This is a genomic window from Desulfopila inferna, from assembly GCF_016919005.1.
GTDB classification, from domain to species: domain Bacteria; phylum Desulfobacterota; class Desulfobulbia; order Desulfobulbales; family Desulfocapsaceae; genus Desulfopila_A; species Desulfopila_A inferna.
Genome location: NZ_JAFFQE010000011.1, coordinates 69,590 through 87,864, shown reverse-complemented (window position 1 = coordinate 87,864; position 18,275 = coordinate 69,590). Strand labels below are relative to the sequence as shown.

The 18,275-nt window shown below is 49.3% G+C and carries 14 protein-coding genes; 7 read left to right on the top strand and 7 right to left on the bottom strand.

The features are described 5' to 3' along the window. The 4 genes from JWG88_RS22255 to JWG88_RS20525 form a co-directional block, all read right to left on the bottom strand. On the bottom strand, positions 1 to 96 hold a 96-nt coding region (locus tag JWG88_RS22255), incomplete at its 3' end, for a 4Fe-4S binding protein (protein WP_205233796.1). Between the two features lie 567 nt (positions 97 to 663). Then, entirely contained in the window at positions 664 to 1,170 is a 507-nt protein-coding gene (locus JWG88_RS20535; RefSeq protein ID WP_205235681.1) for a universal stress protein, read from the bottom strand. An 87-nt stretch (positions 1,171 to 1,257) separates the two neighbouring features. Beyond that, a complete protein-coding gene (locus JWG88_RS20530; RefSeq protein ID WP_205235680.1) occupies positions 1,258 to 3,876 on the bottom strand; it encodes a TRAP transporter permease in 2,619 nt (872 codons plus the stop codon). A 241-nt stretch (positions 3,877 to 4,117) separates the two neighbouring features. After that, positions 4,118 to 5,092 carry a TAXI family TRAP transporter solute-binding subunit gene (locus JWG88_RS20525; protein ID WP_205235679.1) on the bottom strand — a complete coding sequence of 325 codons (975 nt, stop codon included), beginning with the start codon at positions 5,090 to 5,092 and terminating at the stop codon, positions 4,118 to 4,120. Between the two features lie 742 nt (positions 5,093 to 5,834). Here JWG88_RS20525 and JWG88_RS20520 point away from each other — a divergent pair. The 4 genes from JWG88_RS20520 (at position 5,835) to JWG88_RS20505 (ending at position 11,778) form a co-directional block, all read left to right on the top strand. Continuing rightward, positions 5,835 to 6,701, top strand: coding sequence for a tetratricopeptide repeat protein (locus JWG88_RS20520; RefSeq protein WP_205235678.1), 867 nt, complete (start codon positions 5,835 to 5,837; stop codon positions 6,699 to 6,701). Continuing rightward, positions 6,698 to 8,566, top strand: coding sequence for a cache domain-containing protein (locus JWG88_RS20515; protein WP_205235677.1), 1,869 nt, complete (start codon positions 6,698 to 6,700; stop codon positions 8,564 to 8,566). Before JWG88_RS20520 ends, JWG88_RS20515 begins: the two co-directional genes overlap by 4 nt. A gap of 111 nt (positions 8,567 to 8,677) precedes the next feature. Beyond that, positions 8,678 to 10,048 (top strand): sigma-54-dependent transcriptional regulator, encoded by a 1,371-nt coding sequence (locus tag JWG88_RS20510; protein ID WP_205235676.1) that lies wholly within the window; start codon positions 8,678 to 8,680, stop codon positions 10,046 to 10,048. A 131-nt stretch (positions 10,049 to 10,179) separates the two neighbouring features. After that, positions 10,180 to 11,778 (top strand): acyl-CoA dehydrogenase family protein, encoded by a 1,599-nt coding sequence (locus JWG88_RS20505; RefSeq protein WP_205235675.1) that lies wholly within the window; start codon positions 10,180 to 10,182, stop codon positions 11,776 to 11,778. Between the two features lie 8 nt (positions 11,779 to 11,786). Here the strand turns inward: JWG88_RS20505 and JWG88_RS20500 are convergent, their stop codons facing one another. The 3 genes from JWG88_RS20500 to JWG88_RS20490 all read right to left on the bottom strand — a co-directional run bounded on the left by JWG88_RS20500 (position 11,787) and on the right by JWG88_RS20490 (position 14,165). Then, a complete protein-coding gene (locus JWG88_RS20500; protein ID WP_205235674.1) occupies positions 11,787 to 12,386 on the bottom strand; it encodes an SH3 domain-containing protein in 600 nt (199 codons plus the stop codon). 292 nt (positions 12,387 to 12,678) lie between these two features. After that, positions 12,679 to 13,338 (bottom strand): ferredoxin-like domain-containing protein, encoded by a 660-nt coding sequence (locus JWG88_RS20495; protein ID WP_205235673.1) that lies wholly within the window; start codon positions 13,336 to 13,338, stop codon positions 12,679 to 12,681. A 302-nt stretch (positions 13,339 to 13,640) separates the two neighbouring features. Beyond that, a complete protein-coding gene (locus tag JWG88_RS20490) occupies positions 13,641 to 14,165 on the bottom strand; it encodes a DUF421 domain-containing protein (RefSeq protein WP_205235672.1) in 525 nt (174 codons plus the stop codon). Between the two features lie 582 nt (positions 14,166 to 14,747). Here JWG88_RS20490 and JWG88_RS20485 point away from each other — a divergent pair. The 3 genes from JWG88_RS20485 to JWG88_RS20475 are packed head-to-tail and all read left to right on the top strand — an operon-like array spanning position 14,748 to position 18,214. Beyond that, complete coding sequence (locus JWG88_RS20485; RefSeq protein ID WP_205235671.1) at positions 14,748 to 15,470, top strand: DUF4412 domain-containing protein; 723 nt, start codon at positions 14,748 to 14,750, stop codon at positions 15,468 to 15,470. A gap of 27 nt (positions 15,471 to 15,497) precedes the next feature. Next, positions 15,498 to 17,747 (top strand): penicillin-binding protein 1B, encoded by a 2,250-nt coding sequence (gene mrcB / locus JWG88_RS20480; RefSeq protein ID WP_205235670.1) that lies wholly within the window; start codon positions 15,498 to 15,500, stop codon positions 17,745 to 17,747. Further along, complete coding sequence (locus JWG88_RS20475; protein ID WP_205235669.1) at positions 17,744 to 18,214, top strand: tetratricopeptide repeat protein; 471 nt, start codon at positions 17,744 to 17,746, stop codon at positions 18,212 to 18,214. The genes mrcB and JWG88_RS20475 overlap by 4 nt, the downstream gene beginning before the upstream one ends. Positions 18,215 to 18,275 lie beyond the last annotated feature (61 nt).

Below are 18,275 nucleotides of genomic sequence, written 5' to 3'. Positions count from 1 at the left end.
TTCCAGGACCTTGGTGGGACAGAACTTGACGCAAATGCCGCAGCCTTTGCACCAGTCCCGATTGATAACAAGCTCTTTAAGTTTCTGCTTGGCCATGTATGTCCTCTTGGCGTTATTGTTCCCTAAAAATACCTAATTCCATTTTACCGGTTTTTTCTGTATTAACATCTATTAATCCAGCTCAATCGGGGTAGACTAGACATGACGTGAACCGCGATTTATGTTCAGCCTTGTTCTAAAAGTGCTTACCCCCGTTGATTCTTGATAATCAAGAAAAATAAAGCAATCTCCATGCCTGAAAATTGTATACAATAAAAATATACAATCCACAAGAGAAGAATCGATATATTTGCCGGATATAGAAATAGGAAAAAATTACAGCCTTGATGTTTCTATTTGTTCTTGGGAAAAGTCAACATCGAATTTTTGATTAAATCATCAAAAGAAAAAGATGAAGATGTTGAGAATTAAGAAAATAACCATTTAAAACGGTGAGATATGGAACAAATTGAGGATATGGTCAAGTGTTTGATCGCAGACAGCTTTTTGTAAAAACAGCAGTTGCGGAAGTTTCCACTCTTGCGTCCTGAGGATGCTTTAGATCTACAACAAAATAGCCAGCGTTTAACGCCCTCATTAATAGAGGAGTTCGTTTAAAAGTCATCAATCTGCAGATTTAAGATGTAATTCCTTCCTGAGCTTCTTCTCCAGTGCGTTGGCGATTTCTTTATCACGGTAGGAGACGATGGAGACAGGAGATTTACGGAACATCCTTTCGGCCACGGAACCTGTGAAGATACTGCGCAGGTCTTTGGCCTTGGTCCCCATTACTACTAGGTCGACATGTTCTTTGAGGACAAGCCTGAGCAGCTCTGTACTGGGGTCTCCCGCAAGAAAGATAAAGTCATAGTCATCATCAGCGATTTGGAGCTCTTCCAGCATCGTCTCGAGAATTCCGATCCTTTCCTTCTGGATTGTGGCGATATAGTGATCTCCGTCAACCTTGTAGCCGAAGCTGGAGATGCGCTCGACGGCTTCAATATCCCGTTCGTTGACTACATTGGTGATCAGCAGCCTGGCCCCGAGAGGTTTTGCCAGAGAAGAGGCAAAATTCAGGATTCCTTTGGAATATTTGGAAAAGGCGATAGGAACGAGTATCTTGCTAATCATGGTATTCTCCATATTATTCTCATATGCATTCTAATCCAGTTGAGCTGGATTAGAACGACCCTGTTCGGGGAGCAGGAGGACAGGGAATCATGTATTTTGACCTGCTGTTCTGTTTTTTTCGTAGACCTGTTCAAGGGCCCGTTCTTTTCTGCTCCTACGGCGCTGCAGCCACCAGACGACGGCAAATAACATAACCGCCGGTATGAAAACCAGCTGTTTCGGCGGCCTGTCGGACTGGACCTGGACACTGATGATTTCCTGCTCGAAATCAAGACCCGTCTTCTCTGCCTGGCTGGCAAAAGCAACAGTGTCCACTATGGTTTTATCTCCCTCCATTCTGGTCTGAAAACCTATGGCATCAAGACGCTGTTCTCCGGTCGGCTCGTCGCCTACAGGCAACATAAGCGTTTTAATATAATTATTGCCATGAAAATCCTCACCGGTGACCATGATCCTCAACTGTGATCCGGGTGCCATTTCCCCAACGATTTCGGCCATATTCATGGCTGATTCGTCAATAAATTCCGGATATGCCCTGTCCCAGAAGAATCCTGGACGCAGTAGTAGAAAGGCGACAAAAAGCAGGGCTGCTGTCTCCCAGAGGCGATTCTTGGTAAGCATATATCTCTGGGTTGCCGCAGCGAAAACAAGCATGGCCATGACGGAGGCGGCGATTACGATTATCAGATGCAATGGGGAACCGATGCCGATCATCAAAATCTCAGTGTTGAAGATGAAAATAAAAGGCAGGATAGCAGTGCGGATATCGTAGCCGAATCCCTGAATACCGGTACGTATAGGGTCGCCACCCGATATTCCCGCCGCGGCAAAAGCCGCCAGTCCCACCGGCGGGGTATCGTCGGCAAGAATGCCGAAGTAGAAAACAAAAAGGTGTACGGCAATCAGCGGCACAATCAGGCCGTTTGCCGCTCCAAGATTGACAATCACCGGTGCCATCAGAGTGGAGACTACGATATAATTGGCGGTGGTGGGCAACCCCATGCCGAGCAGCAGGCTGATCACTGCTGTAAACAACAGGATAAGAAGAAGATTGCCGCCTGAAATGAATTCGACAAATTCCGTCATCACCAATCCTATGCCGGTTAAGGTCACGGTACCGACAATAATACCGGCAGCTGCGGTGGCAACGCCGATTCCTATCATGTTTCTCGCCCCTGAAACCATACCCTCGATCAAATCTTCAAAGCCGCGCCTGGCGGAAAATTCAGTCCCTGTTGCTCTGCGCAGCCAGCCTTTGAGGGGGCGCTGGGTGACAACGATAAAGAGCAAAAGCACTGTGGCCCAGAAAGCAGAAAGTGAGGGGGAGAGACGCTCCACGGTAAGACACCACATCAGCACGACGATGGGCAGAAGAAAATAGAGTCCTGCCTGGGCGGTAGCTCCCAGAGGAGGCAGTTCCTTTATCTCGGTGGTCACTACCAGTTCAGGCACCCGGGTGGCCACATAGATCAGCAGCAGGTAGGCGGCCAGCAGCAGAAAGACCACTATAGTCATAGTGGCATCGCCGGCAACAGTCTTGATCCATCCAAGTCCGTAGTAGGTTACCCCGCCGATAATAATCAAAGAAAGGATGGTAACTGCGAAGCTCAGCACACCCTGGGCCATGGTCTTGGTTCTTGTCTTCTCCAGTCCTTTAAGACCCATCTTGCATGCTTCGAGGTGAACGATATAAACCAGGGCGATATAGGAAATGATGGCAGGCAAAAAGGCGTGCTTGATCACTTCGACATAAGAGATGCCGACATACTCCACCATAAGGAAGGCCGCAGCTCCCATGACCGGCGGAGTAAGCTGGCCGTTGGTGGAGGAGGCCACCTCAACCGCTCCCGCCTTCTCTGCAGAAAATCCAACCTTTTTCATCAGCGGGATAGTAAAGGTACCGGTGGTGACCACATTGGCAATAGAGGAGCCTGAAACAAGTCCGGTCATGGCTGAAGAAACCACAGCGGCCTTGGCCGGGCCGCCACGCAGGTGGCCCAGTCCGGCAAAGGCGGTGCGGATAAAGTAATTGCCTGCACCGGCTGCCTCAAGCAGCGAGCCAAAGAGCACGAACATAAAAACCATTGAGGTGGAAACACCCAGGGCTACACCGTAAACACCTTCGGTAGTGAGCCAGTAATGAGACATCCCTTTGACCAGACTGGCGCCCTTATGTGCTATTACGGCAGGCATGTGGGAGCCGGCGAAGGTATAGAGAATAAATATCGAGGCAACGATCATCAGAGGTGGTCCCAGTGCCCGGCGGGTGGCTTCCAGCAGCAGGATAAGTCCGACCACTGCCACAACCAAATCAATGGTGGTCGGCAGACCCGGCCTTGTCGACAGCTGATCATAGAAGAGAAAGATATAACCCGCGCAAAATGCAGCTATAAACCCGACAATCCAGTCCTGAATTGGAATGTAGTCCTTTGGTGAAGATTTCAAGGTGGGAAACGCCGTATACGAAAGAAACATGGCAAAAGCCAGATGTACAGAACGCGCCTCGGTATTGTTGAGGACGAAGAAGTCGAGCATAAACGGTAGCGGCGAGGCATACCAGAGCTGAAACAGCGTCCAGAGCAGCGGCACAAAGAACAAAACTTTTTTAGGGACTGCGCCTGTCGGATGACGTGCTCCTGTATCCGCTTTGGCAATTATTTCATGCAGCTGTTCTTCGGAAAGCTGTTTTTCGGTGGGCTTACTCATCGTGCTGTTCTCCCTTGAATGAGTAGGTAATTTACTGGTCTATTGTGGTATTCTCTCAAACTGTGTACGGGGAGGACGAAGTGGTAAAAAGCGGTAGCTTGTTCATATCGCCCCGGTACTACCTCATTCCAAAAGGAAGATAAATGCGGGATACGGAGCATGCCGTTCCGGTAGTGGTGTATCTATCCCGTTCCGGGAGAAGCAGTACTTCTCCCGGAAGTTGAAAAATGGAAAAATAGATCTACAGGAGACCGGCTTCTTTAAAATACTTCTTGGCACCATCATGCAACGGCGCAGAGAGACCGTCTTTTACCATCTCTTCTTTTTTCAGAATAGAGAAGGCCGGATGAAGTTTCTTGAACTGGTCGAAATCCTCAAAAACAGCCTTGACCACCTGATAAATGATATCTTCGGAAACTTTGGCCGAAGAAACGAATGTGGCGCCGACGCCAAAGGTTGTTGTGTCTTCGTCATTGCCGCGGTACATGCCGGCGGGAATGGTGGCCATACGGTAGTAATCATTTTCCTTAACCAGCTCTTCGATTTCAGGACCGGTGACGTTTACCAGCACGGAATCACAAGAGGTGGTTGCTTCCTGGATTGAGCCGCTGGGATGACCGACGGTAAAAACGATGGCATCGATCTTGTTGTCGCACAACGCACCGGACTGCTCTGAAGATTTCAACTCCGTGGCCAGTTTGAAGTCTTCTTTGGTCCAGCCCATTTTTGCCATGACCACTTCCATGGTACCTCGTTGTCCGGAACCGGGATTGCCGATATTGACTCTTTTGCCCTTAAGATCCTTGAAATTCTTGATTCCTGAGTCAGCCCGCGCCACTACCGTGAATGGTTCCGGATGAATAGAGAAGACGGCTCTGAGATCTTTGTTGGGGCCGGCATCGGAGAATTTGGAGGTGCCGTGATAAGCATGATACTGCCAGTCGGACTGGGCGACACCCATATCGAGTTCGCCTTCAGCGATGGCGTTGAGGTTGTATACCGAACCGCCGGTTGACTCGACGGAGCAGCGGATGCCATGCTCGCTCTTGCCTTTGTTGACAAGACGACAGATTGCTCCTCCAGTTGGATAATAAACTCCGGTAACTCCGCCAGTGCCGATGGTGACAAACTGCTGTGCACCGACTGAAGGTGCACTGCTGAAAGTGGCGGCGAAGCCGAACATCGCTGCTGCTGCAAGCATCAAACCTTTTTTCATGTGATCTCTCCTTATGTTCTTTTTTTTTACGTTACTTCCCGAATGGAAAGACTTGCCGGAACCGACGGCTCCGAAACCGTTTGGTGATGTCATTCGGCGGTGTGGGCCGCCGGGAAAGGATAAGACAGTGCTCAATCATACAACGCGACGGTGTTTGAGAACTGCCGCATATTTCCTTTTAGAAATCCCCGGATGGTGGTGTATAGCTCACTGAGAGAATATTCAGCAAACTTTATGCCAAAGTATATAAAAAATGATAGAAAAAAGCAAGAGATAGGTTACAAGAGAGTATCTGATAGCTCCAGCGCAGCACAGTGGTCCCTCAAGTATACCATTGCAGTGTATGTGCAGTTGAAGAAAATTGATCATTTACTCAAAAAATACTATACGCGCAATGAATTGCTTGTTCAATAGTGTTGTAAAAAAAGCTATCTGTGGGATTCTTTGATCATTTCATCAACTTTAGTGAGCGTGAAAACATATATTCGTCTATATTCAAAGGAAAAGGTAATAGATGACCAATATCTCAGGTTAAGAATTGTTCAAAACCAGCGTAACTAAACATAACTTAGTCCAACGGCAACTGCGGAGAAAGAAAATTGATTTCCGGCGATATGACATGTGATTTGCTAAGGTAAGGCACCTTGCCAAAATTTCTGCAGCAGCCGTTATGAAGTAAGGCACTTCCAGTGCCATGAGGAGCGAGCACAATGATTTCTTTTAAGAAATGCCTGGTGTTGGGATGAGATCGCATGGCCGTAGAATTGCCTGGATCGTCTTGCTTTTGCAGTCGATTCTTCTGTTCTCATGCGATGAAACGCCTCCCCGTGTAACAACCTCGATCGCTGAACAATCCTTCATCGAGATCTCCGGCATCAGGGTACCTGTCTTTGTAACTGCGGCTGAACAATTTAATTATACCAGGTCCTGGTTTGCAGATATCGGGGAAAAACGAGCGGCTCTGCAGGCTTTTTTGTCACTTTATCCTGATAACAAGCGGCTCTGCGGCATGGCGGCTCTCGATCTCGCCTATCTGCAACTTGGCTCCGATTATCGTTTTGCCGCCGAGCAGAGCAGCCTTGCGGCAATAAAGGAGTACCAGAACATCCTGCATGAATATGGCGATCATCCGGAAATACAGGTAAAAGCCTATTGGTATATAGGCTGGATCTATGCAGGCCTGCTCAAGGATCCGCAAAAAGGGAATGAATATTTTTATAGTATCGTCAGTGAGTATGGCAATGAACAGATCTCTCTGCTGCCTCCGCCGCCATGGGTCAGTATTATTCATTCGCGGGAGGAAATCCCGCAGGCTTCACTGAACTCCCCGTCTGCAAAGCATTGGGCGGCACTTGCACTATTGGAGATAGTCAGGCACAGCGAAAAAAGAGAAGAGGCGTGGTCCGCCTTTGCCGGTCTGTGGAGGGAGTATCGAAATAACGCTGCCACGGGATTTGCTTTGCAACTCATTCTGGAAGAGCGACTTCATGTTGATGAAGCTTTGGTCATAGCGCAGGAATTTGTGGAGCAAAAATTTTCCAATGTCCATATCCTCGGCGATATCCAGAGGGAGATACAAACTATTCGATCCGAGAGGGGCGACACTTGAAAATTCTGAGTCTCTTTCAACGTTATATTCATTCTTTTCAAATACGTGTCTTTCTGGCACTGTCCCTGATCATTTTTATTTTCATTCCCGGAACGGGGTATATCGGTTTTCTTCAGGCCTATAAGGTTGTGGAAAATCAGATCCAGCAATATACCATCAGCACCGCCGCACAGATTACCATGCGGATCAGTTCCTTTCTGGATCAGCATAAATACAATGTTCGCTTGATTAAATCATTGCTGGAGGACAACCTTGTAGATGCCGCAAATCAGAATGAACTGCTTCATTATTTCAGTCTCTTCCAGAAGGACCATCCGGAATTTGTCAATATCTATTATGGAGACACCGGCGGCGGATTTTTTATGGTGCCTCCGCAGATTCCCGAGGTGCATTCCATTTTTGATCCGCGTGTTCGTCCCTGGTACCAGGGTGCGGTAGAAACAGGAGATCTCCACTGGACGGACGTTTATATTTTTGCTTCCACGCAGAAGCCCGGCATCACGGTTTCAATACCGATTTTTGCCGAAGACGGCGAACTCCAGGGTGTCTGCGGCATTGATATCGATCTGTCGGCCTTTTCCCGATTTCTAGAAGGTATCGAAATCGGCAAAGAGGGCTTCGCCTACATATTCGAGAATAAACAGGGACATGTCATCGCCCATCCCGGTCTTGTGCAGCTTCCCTGGAATGAACAGCATATTGGGCTTCTCCGGTACTGCCGTGAACGTCTGCAAAGCAACAGCAGCGATTTCGGGCTGATAACCTTTAAGGGCAAAGACTATTTTACCGCCTATGCCGATTATCCGGGAAAGGACTGGACCGTCGGAGTGACACTGCCGTTTTCAGAGTATTATGAAACTATCCGCTTTATAAAAAAGTCGACATCCTCACTGATCATCATCGGTATCCTGCTTTCCAGTATTCTCAGTTACCTGCTTGCTCGAACGGTTATTCGTCCGCTGCATACTCTGCAGCAGGGCATTGACAGGATCAGCAGCGGAGACCTCGAGTACAAGGTCGAGATAACCGATCCAGATATCGCCAGTGACCTGGCAGCCTCCTTTAACGGCATGGCCTCGTCACTACGCAAGAGTCTGGCGGAACTTAAACAAACCTATGTCGAGTTGGCGGAGAAGGAGAAATTGGCCGCCGTTGGTGAGATGACGGCGGGTATTGCACATGAAATCAAAAACCCTCTGGGAGTGATCCAGGGTTCAGCCCAGGTGGTTCTGGACCGACGGCGGCCCTGGGAAATGAGAGAGCGCGCCGCCCGATTTATTATCGATGAAGTCGAACGGCTTGACAACACCCTGAAGGCCTTTCTCTCTTTTGCCAGACCGGCTCCACCGGTACTCGTCGAAACTGATGTGATTCGCCTTCTTGAGGAGACTCTGTCGGCCACAGAAGAGCGATATCGGGAAGAAGGGTATGTATTTATCAGGGAGTATGACGAGGGTATTCTTCCCATAGAAGCGGATCGATATCAAATCCGTCAGGTATTCTGGAATATCTGTCTCAACTCAATTCAGGCAATGCCTGAAGGGGGGATAATTACCATAAGAGTGGGGATGGTTAACCGGAAAGAGTATCCGGATGGTAAGGTGATCGAGAGGTCGCTGGACAATCCTTTTGCCATTCAGCGCAACTGGCTCTCGATTTCTATTGAGGACGGCGGCTGCGGCATTCCGGAAGCAAAAATCGAAAAGGTAATGGACCCCTTTGTCAGCTTGCGGGATGACGGCATTGGCCTTGGTCTGTCAATTGTCTCTCAGATCGTCAAACTACACCGGGGACAGGTAAAGGTGACCAGTTTGGAAGGAGAGGGCACAGTGTTTACGATTCTTTTTCCAGGTGTGATGGTATGATGTTCGCGGCCTTCAGATCTGATTCAGGTCGGTTCCTTGAACTTCAGCACCAGGTACACAACAGCTACCAGAACCGAAAAACAATCCGTAAGGTCCTAAAAGGAGATACCCTTGCTCAGTAACGTACTGATAATCGAAGATGAAACCAGGATGCGTGAAGTCATAATCATGCTCCTCAATGATTTGGAAATTAAAATTTTTGAAGCGACTGATGGGGAAGAAGCTCTCGAAATTTTTGAAAATGAGGACATCCATCTGGTTATAACGGATCTCAAGCTCCCTAAAAAAAACGGCATGGAGGTGCTGACGCACATCAAGGCCCGCAGGTCCGAGGTTCCGGTCATTATTATCACCGCTTTCGGGTCCATCGACAATGCCGTCACAGCCATCCGGGAGGGGGCTTTCGATTATGTGACCAAACCTTTCAAAGAAGAGAGACTGAGATCCTGCGTCAAGAAGGCCCTGCAGATCAGTATGCTCACCAGTGAAGTGAAGTATCTTCGCCAGGAGATAGAAGGCAAATACAACTTCAATAATATTATCGGCAATTCAGCGGAGATGTGCGATATTCTGCGAATGGCCGGCGAGGTGTCCAGGACCGACACTACGGTTCTGATAACCGGGGAAAGCGGAACCGGCAAGGAACTGCTCAGTAGAGCCACCCATATTAACAGTCCTCGCTCCAAGGGGCCGTTTTTACCGGTTAACTGTGCCGCTATTCCTTCGTCGCTTTTGGAAGCTGAACTCTTCGGATATGAAAGAGGTGCTTTTACCGGGGCACAACAGCGTAAAAAGGGCAAGTTTGAACAGGCCTCCGGAGGAACACTCTTTCTCGACGAGATCGGCGATATGGAAGTTGACGTTCAGGCTAAATTCCTCCGTGTGCTCGAGTCGCATGAATTTGAGCGTCTCGGCGGAGACAAATCAATTCAGGCCGATGTCCGTATAATCGCAGCGACCAATAAGGATCTGGAGAAGATGGTAGCCGATAAGCGTTTCCGTGAAGATCTCTACTACCGGGTTTCGGTGTTTCCGGTCCGCATTCCTCCCCTGCGCGAACGACGGGACGACATTCCTCTGCTGGTCCGCCATTTTATAGAACTGTTCAGCAAAACTTTTGGACGCAAGAGGCCTACCCTCTCGGAGAAGGTTATGGAGATGCTGTATAACCATCCCTGGAAGGGAAATATCCGCGAGTTGAAAAATGTGCTCGAGCGAGCCATGATTCTCTGCAAAGGTGATCGAATCACCCGCAGGCATGTGGTGCTCAATGAAACGCACGAGAAACCTTTTTCCACCATGAATATCGAGCAGATTATCTCGTTGCTCGTCCAGGAATATCGGGTCGGCCTGGAGGAATTGGAGATGAAATGCATCCGCTTTGCCCTGCAAAAATCCGGCAACAATGTCTCGAGAACAGCGAGAATGCTTGGGCTGTCCCGGGCCACCTTGCGCTACAGGCTGGAGAAGATGGGACTGTAGCGGCTGTATTTTTAAAAGCCCAATTTTGTCTCCGCCCTCCGCCGATGGTAGAATGAGTATAAAGATTGCGGTGGCAGTATTCCTGTTGCCTGACGGCCCACCTTTATAGGATAACCTAAGCGGAGGATGTTATGACCCTTCCCACCAGAGCAAATCCCTATACTTTTGACGAATTTTTACTGAAACAAAATGAATTTGACTATTATGCGGATGATCCTTTTCTGCAGCAGATTGTCCATCACTTTGCCGGTGATTCCCGAGACGCCGTTGACAAGGCGGCACGAAAACTTTCAATACGGGCGTCCTTCCGCTGGCGCGATTTCGCCGATAGTGCGGCAAGGCTGGAAAATCGGCCGTATCTTCTCAATTATGACGCTCATAATCACCGGATCGACAGGGTTGTCAGGCCAATGGAGACAACTCTCATGGAAAAGGAGATCTTCAGCGAGGGTTTATTCTCCGGGAAGATGAATCCCTGGGAAAGCCTGATGAAAATGTTCCTGATCTATCAGAATGGGGAAGCATGCATCGCCTGTCCACTGGTGTGTACGGAGGGTCTGGTGGCGCTCCTGGAGGGATTTGGGGAAAGCCCCGAGACTCAGCGGATTCTCATGCATTGCAAGGAAGGAAAAGACGGTGATTTTGGTATCGGAGCCCAATATCTCACTGAGATTCAGGGAGGTTCGGATATTCCCGCCAATGTGGTCGAAGCACTGCAGGACGGGGTATTATGGAGACTTTACGGTACAAAGTTTTTTTGTTCCGCCGTCCACGCCGATTATGCCGTGGTAACCGCAAAGCCGCAGGGCTCGGAGAAGGTGGGCCTGTTTGTGGTGCCCTCCTGGCTTCCGGGAGACAAGGCAAAGGAGGTCCGCAATGGTTTTACCATCGATCGCCTGAAATGGAAAATGGGGACGGCTGAATTGCCCACGGCGGAAATTACCTTTAATGGTGCACAGGCCTACCAGGTTGGACCCCTTGGTCGCGGCCTGGCCAATGTTGTCGGTGTTGTCCTTACTCATTCCCGTCTGACTGTAGGGCTCTCAGGAGCTGCCAGTATGACCAGAGCTGCCCGCGAAGCCCGGCAATACAGTGAATTCAGGGAAGCGTTCGGTCAAAACGTAGCACGGTTTCCCATGGTGGCCACACAGATAGACGAGCTGGATTTCTTTGCCCGACGGTCAACGGCAGGAGCCTTCAAAATCTACGGGCAATTTCTGGCACTCGACGGCAAAATCAAAGTCGGCATCAACAAAAGTGATCCTCTCCCATTGCGGCAAAAGAGACTTGAGGTTCGTGAACTGGTGATGCTCCAGAAGATAACCACTTCATGGGATGCGGTAGACCAGTTGCGCCTGGCCATGTCAATCTTCGGCGGTCATGGTGTTATGGAAGATTTTTCCGCTTTGCCGAGGTTGTATCGGGATGCCGCGGTGAATGAACTCTGGGAAGGGCCGCGTAATGTGCTGCTTAGTCAGATTCACCGGGATTTGCAGCAGGTCAAAGCGTGGTATGAACCGTCGAAATTTGTGCGAAGTCTGCTGACAGGAGCGGAAAACGTTGTGGTTAGAGAGCTTGAGGAGGAAATCGAGGAGCTGGTAGCCTATGCGGACTTGACAATACCGAGTGAGGCGGCGGGAGAAATCTGCCGGCAATGGGACGATTTCTGTCACCGTCTCTTTCATGCCTATCAGGACCTGGCGTTGGCGGAGGTGGAGGACGTTTTTTAACCTGCTTATTAGCCTACCGGTCCGCCGGCAGGCCGGGTATACTGCAGCATGACCCAGCCGTAATGGTCGGAGTCGGTTTTGATATAAAGCCAGTCGGGAGCGGCACCTATTACTTCCACAATAGTTCCCTGCTGAAGCTGCCCGGTAATATCGGCATCAAGATCGGGCGTGGCACGGATATTAAGGAGCTGAGGGGTCGTTTCCACTCGGCTGAGGATCAGCTCCTGCCGCCGGTAATTCTCCTGCGGAACAATGGTGGTTACCTGCGGATGGGGAATTCGGACGATTGTTCGTGGTGGTGTCCGGTAAACCACGGCTCTCCGGCGCGGCTCGTAGATGACGGTTTGCCATGGCTCTTCATAAATAACAGTTCTCTGCCGGGGACCGGCATTAACGATAGTGCTGACCAGGACTCCTGAAAGCAACCCCGCCCCCAGGTAAATCCAGAATTGGTCGGAGCCGGAGTAGTGACTGCGGTAATTATAATAATTATGACGAGGGCCGTAAGATGTATAGCCGTGACCGTAATATCGGCCCGCGGCACCACTGTTCACTGCCGCAAAGAGAAATATGATAAAAACAAGGGTAATTTTTACCAGTAGTTTCATGGAATCCTCAGTGCCGTGGAATGCTGAAATTATCGTTTCAGTCTAACACTAAATATATATCATATTGTATTATAAATATACCCTTTATGGTAGTTTCGTAAAAAGTTGCCACCAATCTTTCAGGCTCTCAGATAGCTGGATAAAAGTTCGATATATGTTTATGGCAGGCCTTTGACTATACTAGCAATATGTTACAGTCCTGCGAAAAACCGGCAACGCCGGAGATCAGGCTTTCTCGAAGTCGGAGTTTATGCCCGTACGGGTGCTTATCGCGAAGCTTTTATCAATCCCGCTATTCTCCTGTAACCGCGTCTCTCAAGGTCTGGATGCCAATCTCGTCCAGCATGAAGCCGAGACGGGCGCGTTTGGAATTTTTCTTGTAATAATCGATAGTTTTCTCGATGATCTCTTCCGCCTGCTCCGTTGTGACATCTTCAGCAAGAACTTCAGCAAGCCGGGGTTTAATGCCACCCATACCACCCACCAGAACAGTCCATCCCCCAGCGGTTCCGTACAGGGATAAATCTTTAATGCAGTTTTCACCGCATTGTATTTTGCAGCCGCTGACAGCCATTTTCATTTTACTGGGCATGGGCATGCCATGATATTTACTGTCGATCTTCATACCCATCTCGATGCTGTCCTGTTTGGCCAGGCGACAAAACGTTATTCCCGGACACACTTTGACACTGCGGACGCAGAGGCCGACCGCATGTCCCGGTGTGGTATTCAAATCTTTCCAGATATTATCGACATCTTCCTCTTTAATCCCGACGATGGCTATGCGGGCCGCGCTGGTGATTTTCAGAGCAGCCGCATCATATTTCCTGGCGACCTCTGCGAATAGCTCGAGCATCTCCGGGGTTACAATCCCGCAGGGTATATGTGGAGCGATTGCATAGGTTTCTTTGTCTCTTTGGAGGATCACTCCTTTTTGTCCATCTTTCAGCATTGTCTCAATTCTCCTTTCATCTCAGATAGTGTCTGTCCAGAAATGAGCAATTTCGAAGTCTACGCTATCTGTCTAACCAGGCGCTCGATGAATTTAACCACAGCGCAGACTCCGACTGGTTAGGACAGTAAGCATGATCCAGAAAGTGCCATTATGGACGGGCACCAGGTAGTGGAATCGGCTATTTTACCCTATGTGAGGAAAAGGTAAATTGAAATATCTGCATAGCACCTTTGCCGAAGAGAACTCAGAAATAGATGCGGAAAGGACAGGAGCAGTGGCGTTTCTTCAGGAGTATGGTATTAATCCTCAGGTTTGTTTACATCTTCCAAGGTATCTTTATCCGTAGATTGAAACCGGGGGATTACTGTAATTTTGCCTGTTGTCTCTAAAATAATAATATCGATTTCCCGCAAAGTGGCTGCGCCGCTGCTCCGCGCCGCCAGATTGAGCTCTTCCCGGGTGACCCTTTCCTTTCTCATAGAATGATCAAGTATCTCTCCCCGGTAAAGCAGCATTCTGGGTTGGCTGGTAACCAGGTTTTTAACTACTCTTTTTCGTACCGAAAGCCAGGTTATCAGGTACTGCATGCCGATGAGGAGAAAAATAGCCAGGGCCCCCTCGGTAACTGCCACGTTTTTGTTGAGCGCCATGGTGGCCAGGGTTGACCCCAGGGCAATGGTGATGACAAAATCAAAGGCATTCATTTTTGCAAGAGTCCTTTTGCCGGTGATACGCAGCAAGACAATCATGCACAGGTAGGCCAGAATTGTCTGGATAAAGACTCTGATTAAACTTTCCCAGTCGTTGAAAAAGAGATTGTTCATGGCGTCTGCTCTTAGTTGAAGAAAGGAAGTCGGGTTGAAATACCAGCAGGAATGTTTTTCAATTTGCAAGAAACATTCCCGGTGGTAAAGAGCGGTTGAGAGAATTAATATTCCGAATGGGTTGAAGGAGGCCGACCCAGCAATAGAGGCTGCATTGCCGCGTATACCATTGTGATCCGACTTCCAGGCGAAGATGCAAATATCTTTTACAGTCTTATATGGAAGGATAATACGGCTCGAATGGACAGTAGGCATAGAATGATACAGGCCGTTGCCTTAAAGCGAAGAAGCAAACATGAAATTTTCGCGGACTCGGAAAAAGCTTAATAACAGCAGAAATCTATACAACGATCATGTATGATGGTTTTTGCAAAAATTATTCTCTTGCTGTCATTTCGGTGAACATGGAGTTCCCAGTGACGTTGTGTAATTTTCAAGTGGTGCTTCCCGGCGGAGCTGAATAAGTACCTGGTGTATTTAAGCTGGAACCTTTAACAGTATATTCTATTTTCTTGTTTTTTATGGCAGACTCTCAGGAGTAAGGCACTAAGTGCTTAATCATTTACCTTATGGAGGTTTCTCATGCGGGATTGGCATTTTTTTAAAGGGTGTTTGGTTCTTGTATTCATATCTCTTCTCTCACCTTCTCTGCTGTACGGCGGCTGGATTCTAAAAGACGGAGAGGGAACAACGACATTTATTTCCAAAGGTAAAATTAAACACACTGAGGGAGATGAAACGGATTCTTATCTGGTGATAGATTATAATGTCGATCGGATAAACCTGGTTGACGGTTCGCAGCAGATTTATGCCACCGGCACCTTGGCAGAGTATTGCGGATATATGCGGAAAATTACCGAGGCATTCAGCCAGATGGAAGGTGCGTTTGGCGATTCCGAAGAAAACGCAGCCGAGATGGTGGAAGTAGTTGCTGCGGGACAGGAAAACATTGCGGGACTGAAGGCTGAAAAATACCAGGTGATCGTCGATGGTGAGCTCTATGAGGAGGTCTGGCTGACCATGAATTCCGGTTTAATGAGTGAACTGGGAAATTCCGCCAGCCATCAACAATTCATGGAATGCCTCGATGCCGGCGGAGATCCGGTGGAAAGTTCCAAAGCCTACCGGGAACTGTCCCTGAAAGGATGGGAACTGCGCAGTATATCCTATGATTTCGGTGAAAAAGAATACAACAGCGATACCGTGTCCATAGCGGAAGAAAATATTGATGACTCGGAGTTTGCCCCGCCTGCCGGCTTTAAAAAGCTGGAGCTTGAAGAGATGTTTATGGCGGGTACGGAGTAAAATGAAAAAAAACCTGTTTTGTAAGTTATGAGAGCTATTTTTTCCTCAAGAAGGCTGGTTGCCGTTTGTATTGTCGTGCTGTTGGCTGCCTCTGTTGGCGCACTCTGGTGGTTGAGGCAGCTCAACCTGGAGATCAGTGAGAAGTTTGATGGTAAACGGTGGTCTCTTCCGGCCGTGGTTTATGCCAGACCATTGGAACTTTATGCCGGACTACCACTTACTCCGGAAATGTTTGAAAAAGAGCTTGAGCTCTCGGGATATCGACAGGAAGAGGATGTTCAGTCATCCGGTGGTTATAATCGCAAGGGAAATGAGTTTGAGCTGGTTACCAGAGACTTTACCTTTCCCTCCGGCCTGGAAAAATCAAAATCGCTGACGGTTTCTTTCCGGAACGATCAAGTCGTGCGGATCAGCGACTTCCGCACCCAGGAGGAGGTAAGTTTCGTCAGGTTGGATCCGGCTAAAATAGGCAGCTTTCATCCGCTGATCCATGAGGATCGGATCATCATCGAGGAAGAACATATCCCCGCTCTTCTCAAGGAAACCTTGATGGCGGTGGAAGATAAAAACTTTCTCAGTCACCATGGTATCTCCATCACCGGGATCGCCCGGGCTGTTCTGGCAAATTTCAAAGCGGGCCGCGCCGTTCAGGGGGGCAGCACCCTGACCCAGCAGCTGGTCAAGAATTTTTTCCTTACCAGCGAACGGACATTCTCCCGTAAATTCCAGGAGGCCGTCATATCCTTTCTTCTGGAATCTCGCTACAGCAAGGATGAGATTTTAACAGCATATGTCAATGAAGTTTTTCTGGGGCAGGATGGCAGCCGGGCCATTCACGGGTTCGGGCTGGCAAGCCGGTTCTACTTCAGACGGAACCTGTCCGATTTGACGGTTGCACAGACAGCGACACTTGTCGGCATGGTCAAAGGTCCTTCGCTCTATGATCCCCGTCGTAATCCGGAGAAGAGTCTTGCCCGCAGGAACAGCGTTCTGCAGAGTATGTTGCAGGAAAATATCATCGATACCTCCCTCTACAAACAGGCCATGGAGCAGCCACTCAGTAATGTGATGGTACAAAAAAGCGGTCTTAATCGATTTCCCGCCTTTCTTGAGCTGGTGCGGCGCCAGCTGGTTGAGGAGTACAGGGAGGAAGACCTGAGAGGCAGCGGTGTACAAATTCTGACAACATTGGATCCTGCGGTACAGATGACGGCGGAAGAGGAGTTGCAGAAAACTCTGACCGATCTCGAGGGCAAGGCAGGAGGGGACACCATTGAGGCTGCGGTGGTGATAACGGCAAGAGAGACCGGCGAGGTTCATGCTGTCATCGGCGCTAAAACCCCACAGCTTCCAGGTTTCAATCGTGCTCTGGATGTGCGCAGGGCAATCGGTTCTCTGGTCAAGCCGGCAGTCTATCTCGCAGCCTTGACAGAGGGCTACAGCCTTGCTTCTCCCATCAATGATCTTGCCGTTACCCTGGAAAATAAGGGAAATAGATGGAGACCACGAAATTACGACTATCTCGAACATGGGCGGGTAGCCCTTTATCAGGCTCTCGCCCAGTCATACAACCTGGCCACGGTTCACCTGGGAATGGAAGTGGGAATACCGCGTATACTAGCGATTCTTAACCAACTGGGATATCCCGATGTGCTGGAACCATATCCCTCGATTCTGCTGGGATCAGTCTCCATGTCGCCATTGCAGGTAACTCAAATCTACCAGACCATCGCCTCAGGTGGCTTTTATCTGCCGTTGCGCTCCATCCAGGCCGTCATAGCCGACGACGGACAACTACTGAAACGATATGGTCTTGAAGTGGAACAGCGTTTTGACCCGGAAACCATGTTTGTCCTCGGCCATGCCCTGCAGAGGGTTATGTCGGAAGGGACTGGAAAAAAACTGCACACTGCCGAAGGTCGGTCATTTGCCGGAAAAACCGGAACCACCGACGACCTGCGCGACAGCTGGTTTGCCGGCTATACCGCAGAGCGGCTGGCGGTTGTCTGGCTGGGGAACGACGATAATCGAACTATATCGCTCTCCGGCTCGAGCGGGGCATTGCCGGTCTGGGGCAGAATAATGAAGGCTATTCATGCCTCCAGCCTGGAACTTCCCGAGCCGCCCGGAATCACCTGGCGCAGAATTGACAAAAAGACACTGCGGCCGGCAAGCATATTCAACCGCAACAGCACGGTTCTTCCCTTTACCGAAAAATCATTCGGTAAACGGAGTTTAATTTCCCCGGAAGTCACAGAAACAGAAGGTAAAAGATGAATCAGGATAAAAACATAGATCGAATATCAGCCCGGCCGACCCCATCCTCTGCCGTCGGCATCAGGATTATTGCCACTATACTGCTGCTGCTTGTGCATGGCTGCGGCTTACAAAACCGTGCGCCTTTTCCCGGTTCGAAATATCCACAGGACCCTGCTCCCGGGGAGCAGGTGCTTATCGAGCCCCCTGGCGAAGGACCTGGTCATACTTTGTATACCGAGGCACAGCAGCTACTGGCGCAGGGTAATAACCATCAGGCTGAACTGGCTCTTGAGCGGGCTCTGCGCATCGAACCAGGAAATCCGGCGTACTGGTATGCCATGGGAAAGACCAAATACAGGCAGAATCAATATGCCCAGGCTATACAGTTTTGTTTGAAGTCAAAAAGTCTGGCGGGGAATAATGCCCGGCTTATCAGGATGAATGATCAGCTGATTCTGGAGGCCAGGCGCGCCGGTGGAGTGTAATCAATGATGGTCTCGTAAAAGTTATCTGAGTTTCCGGGATGAAATCGTAAAAAGCTTGATC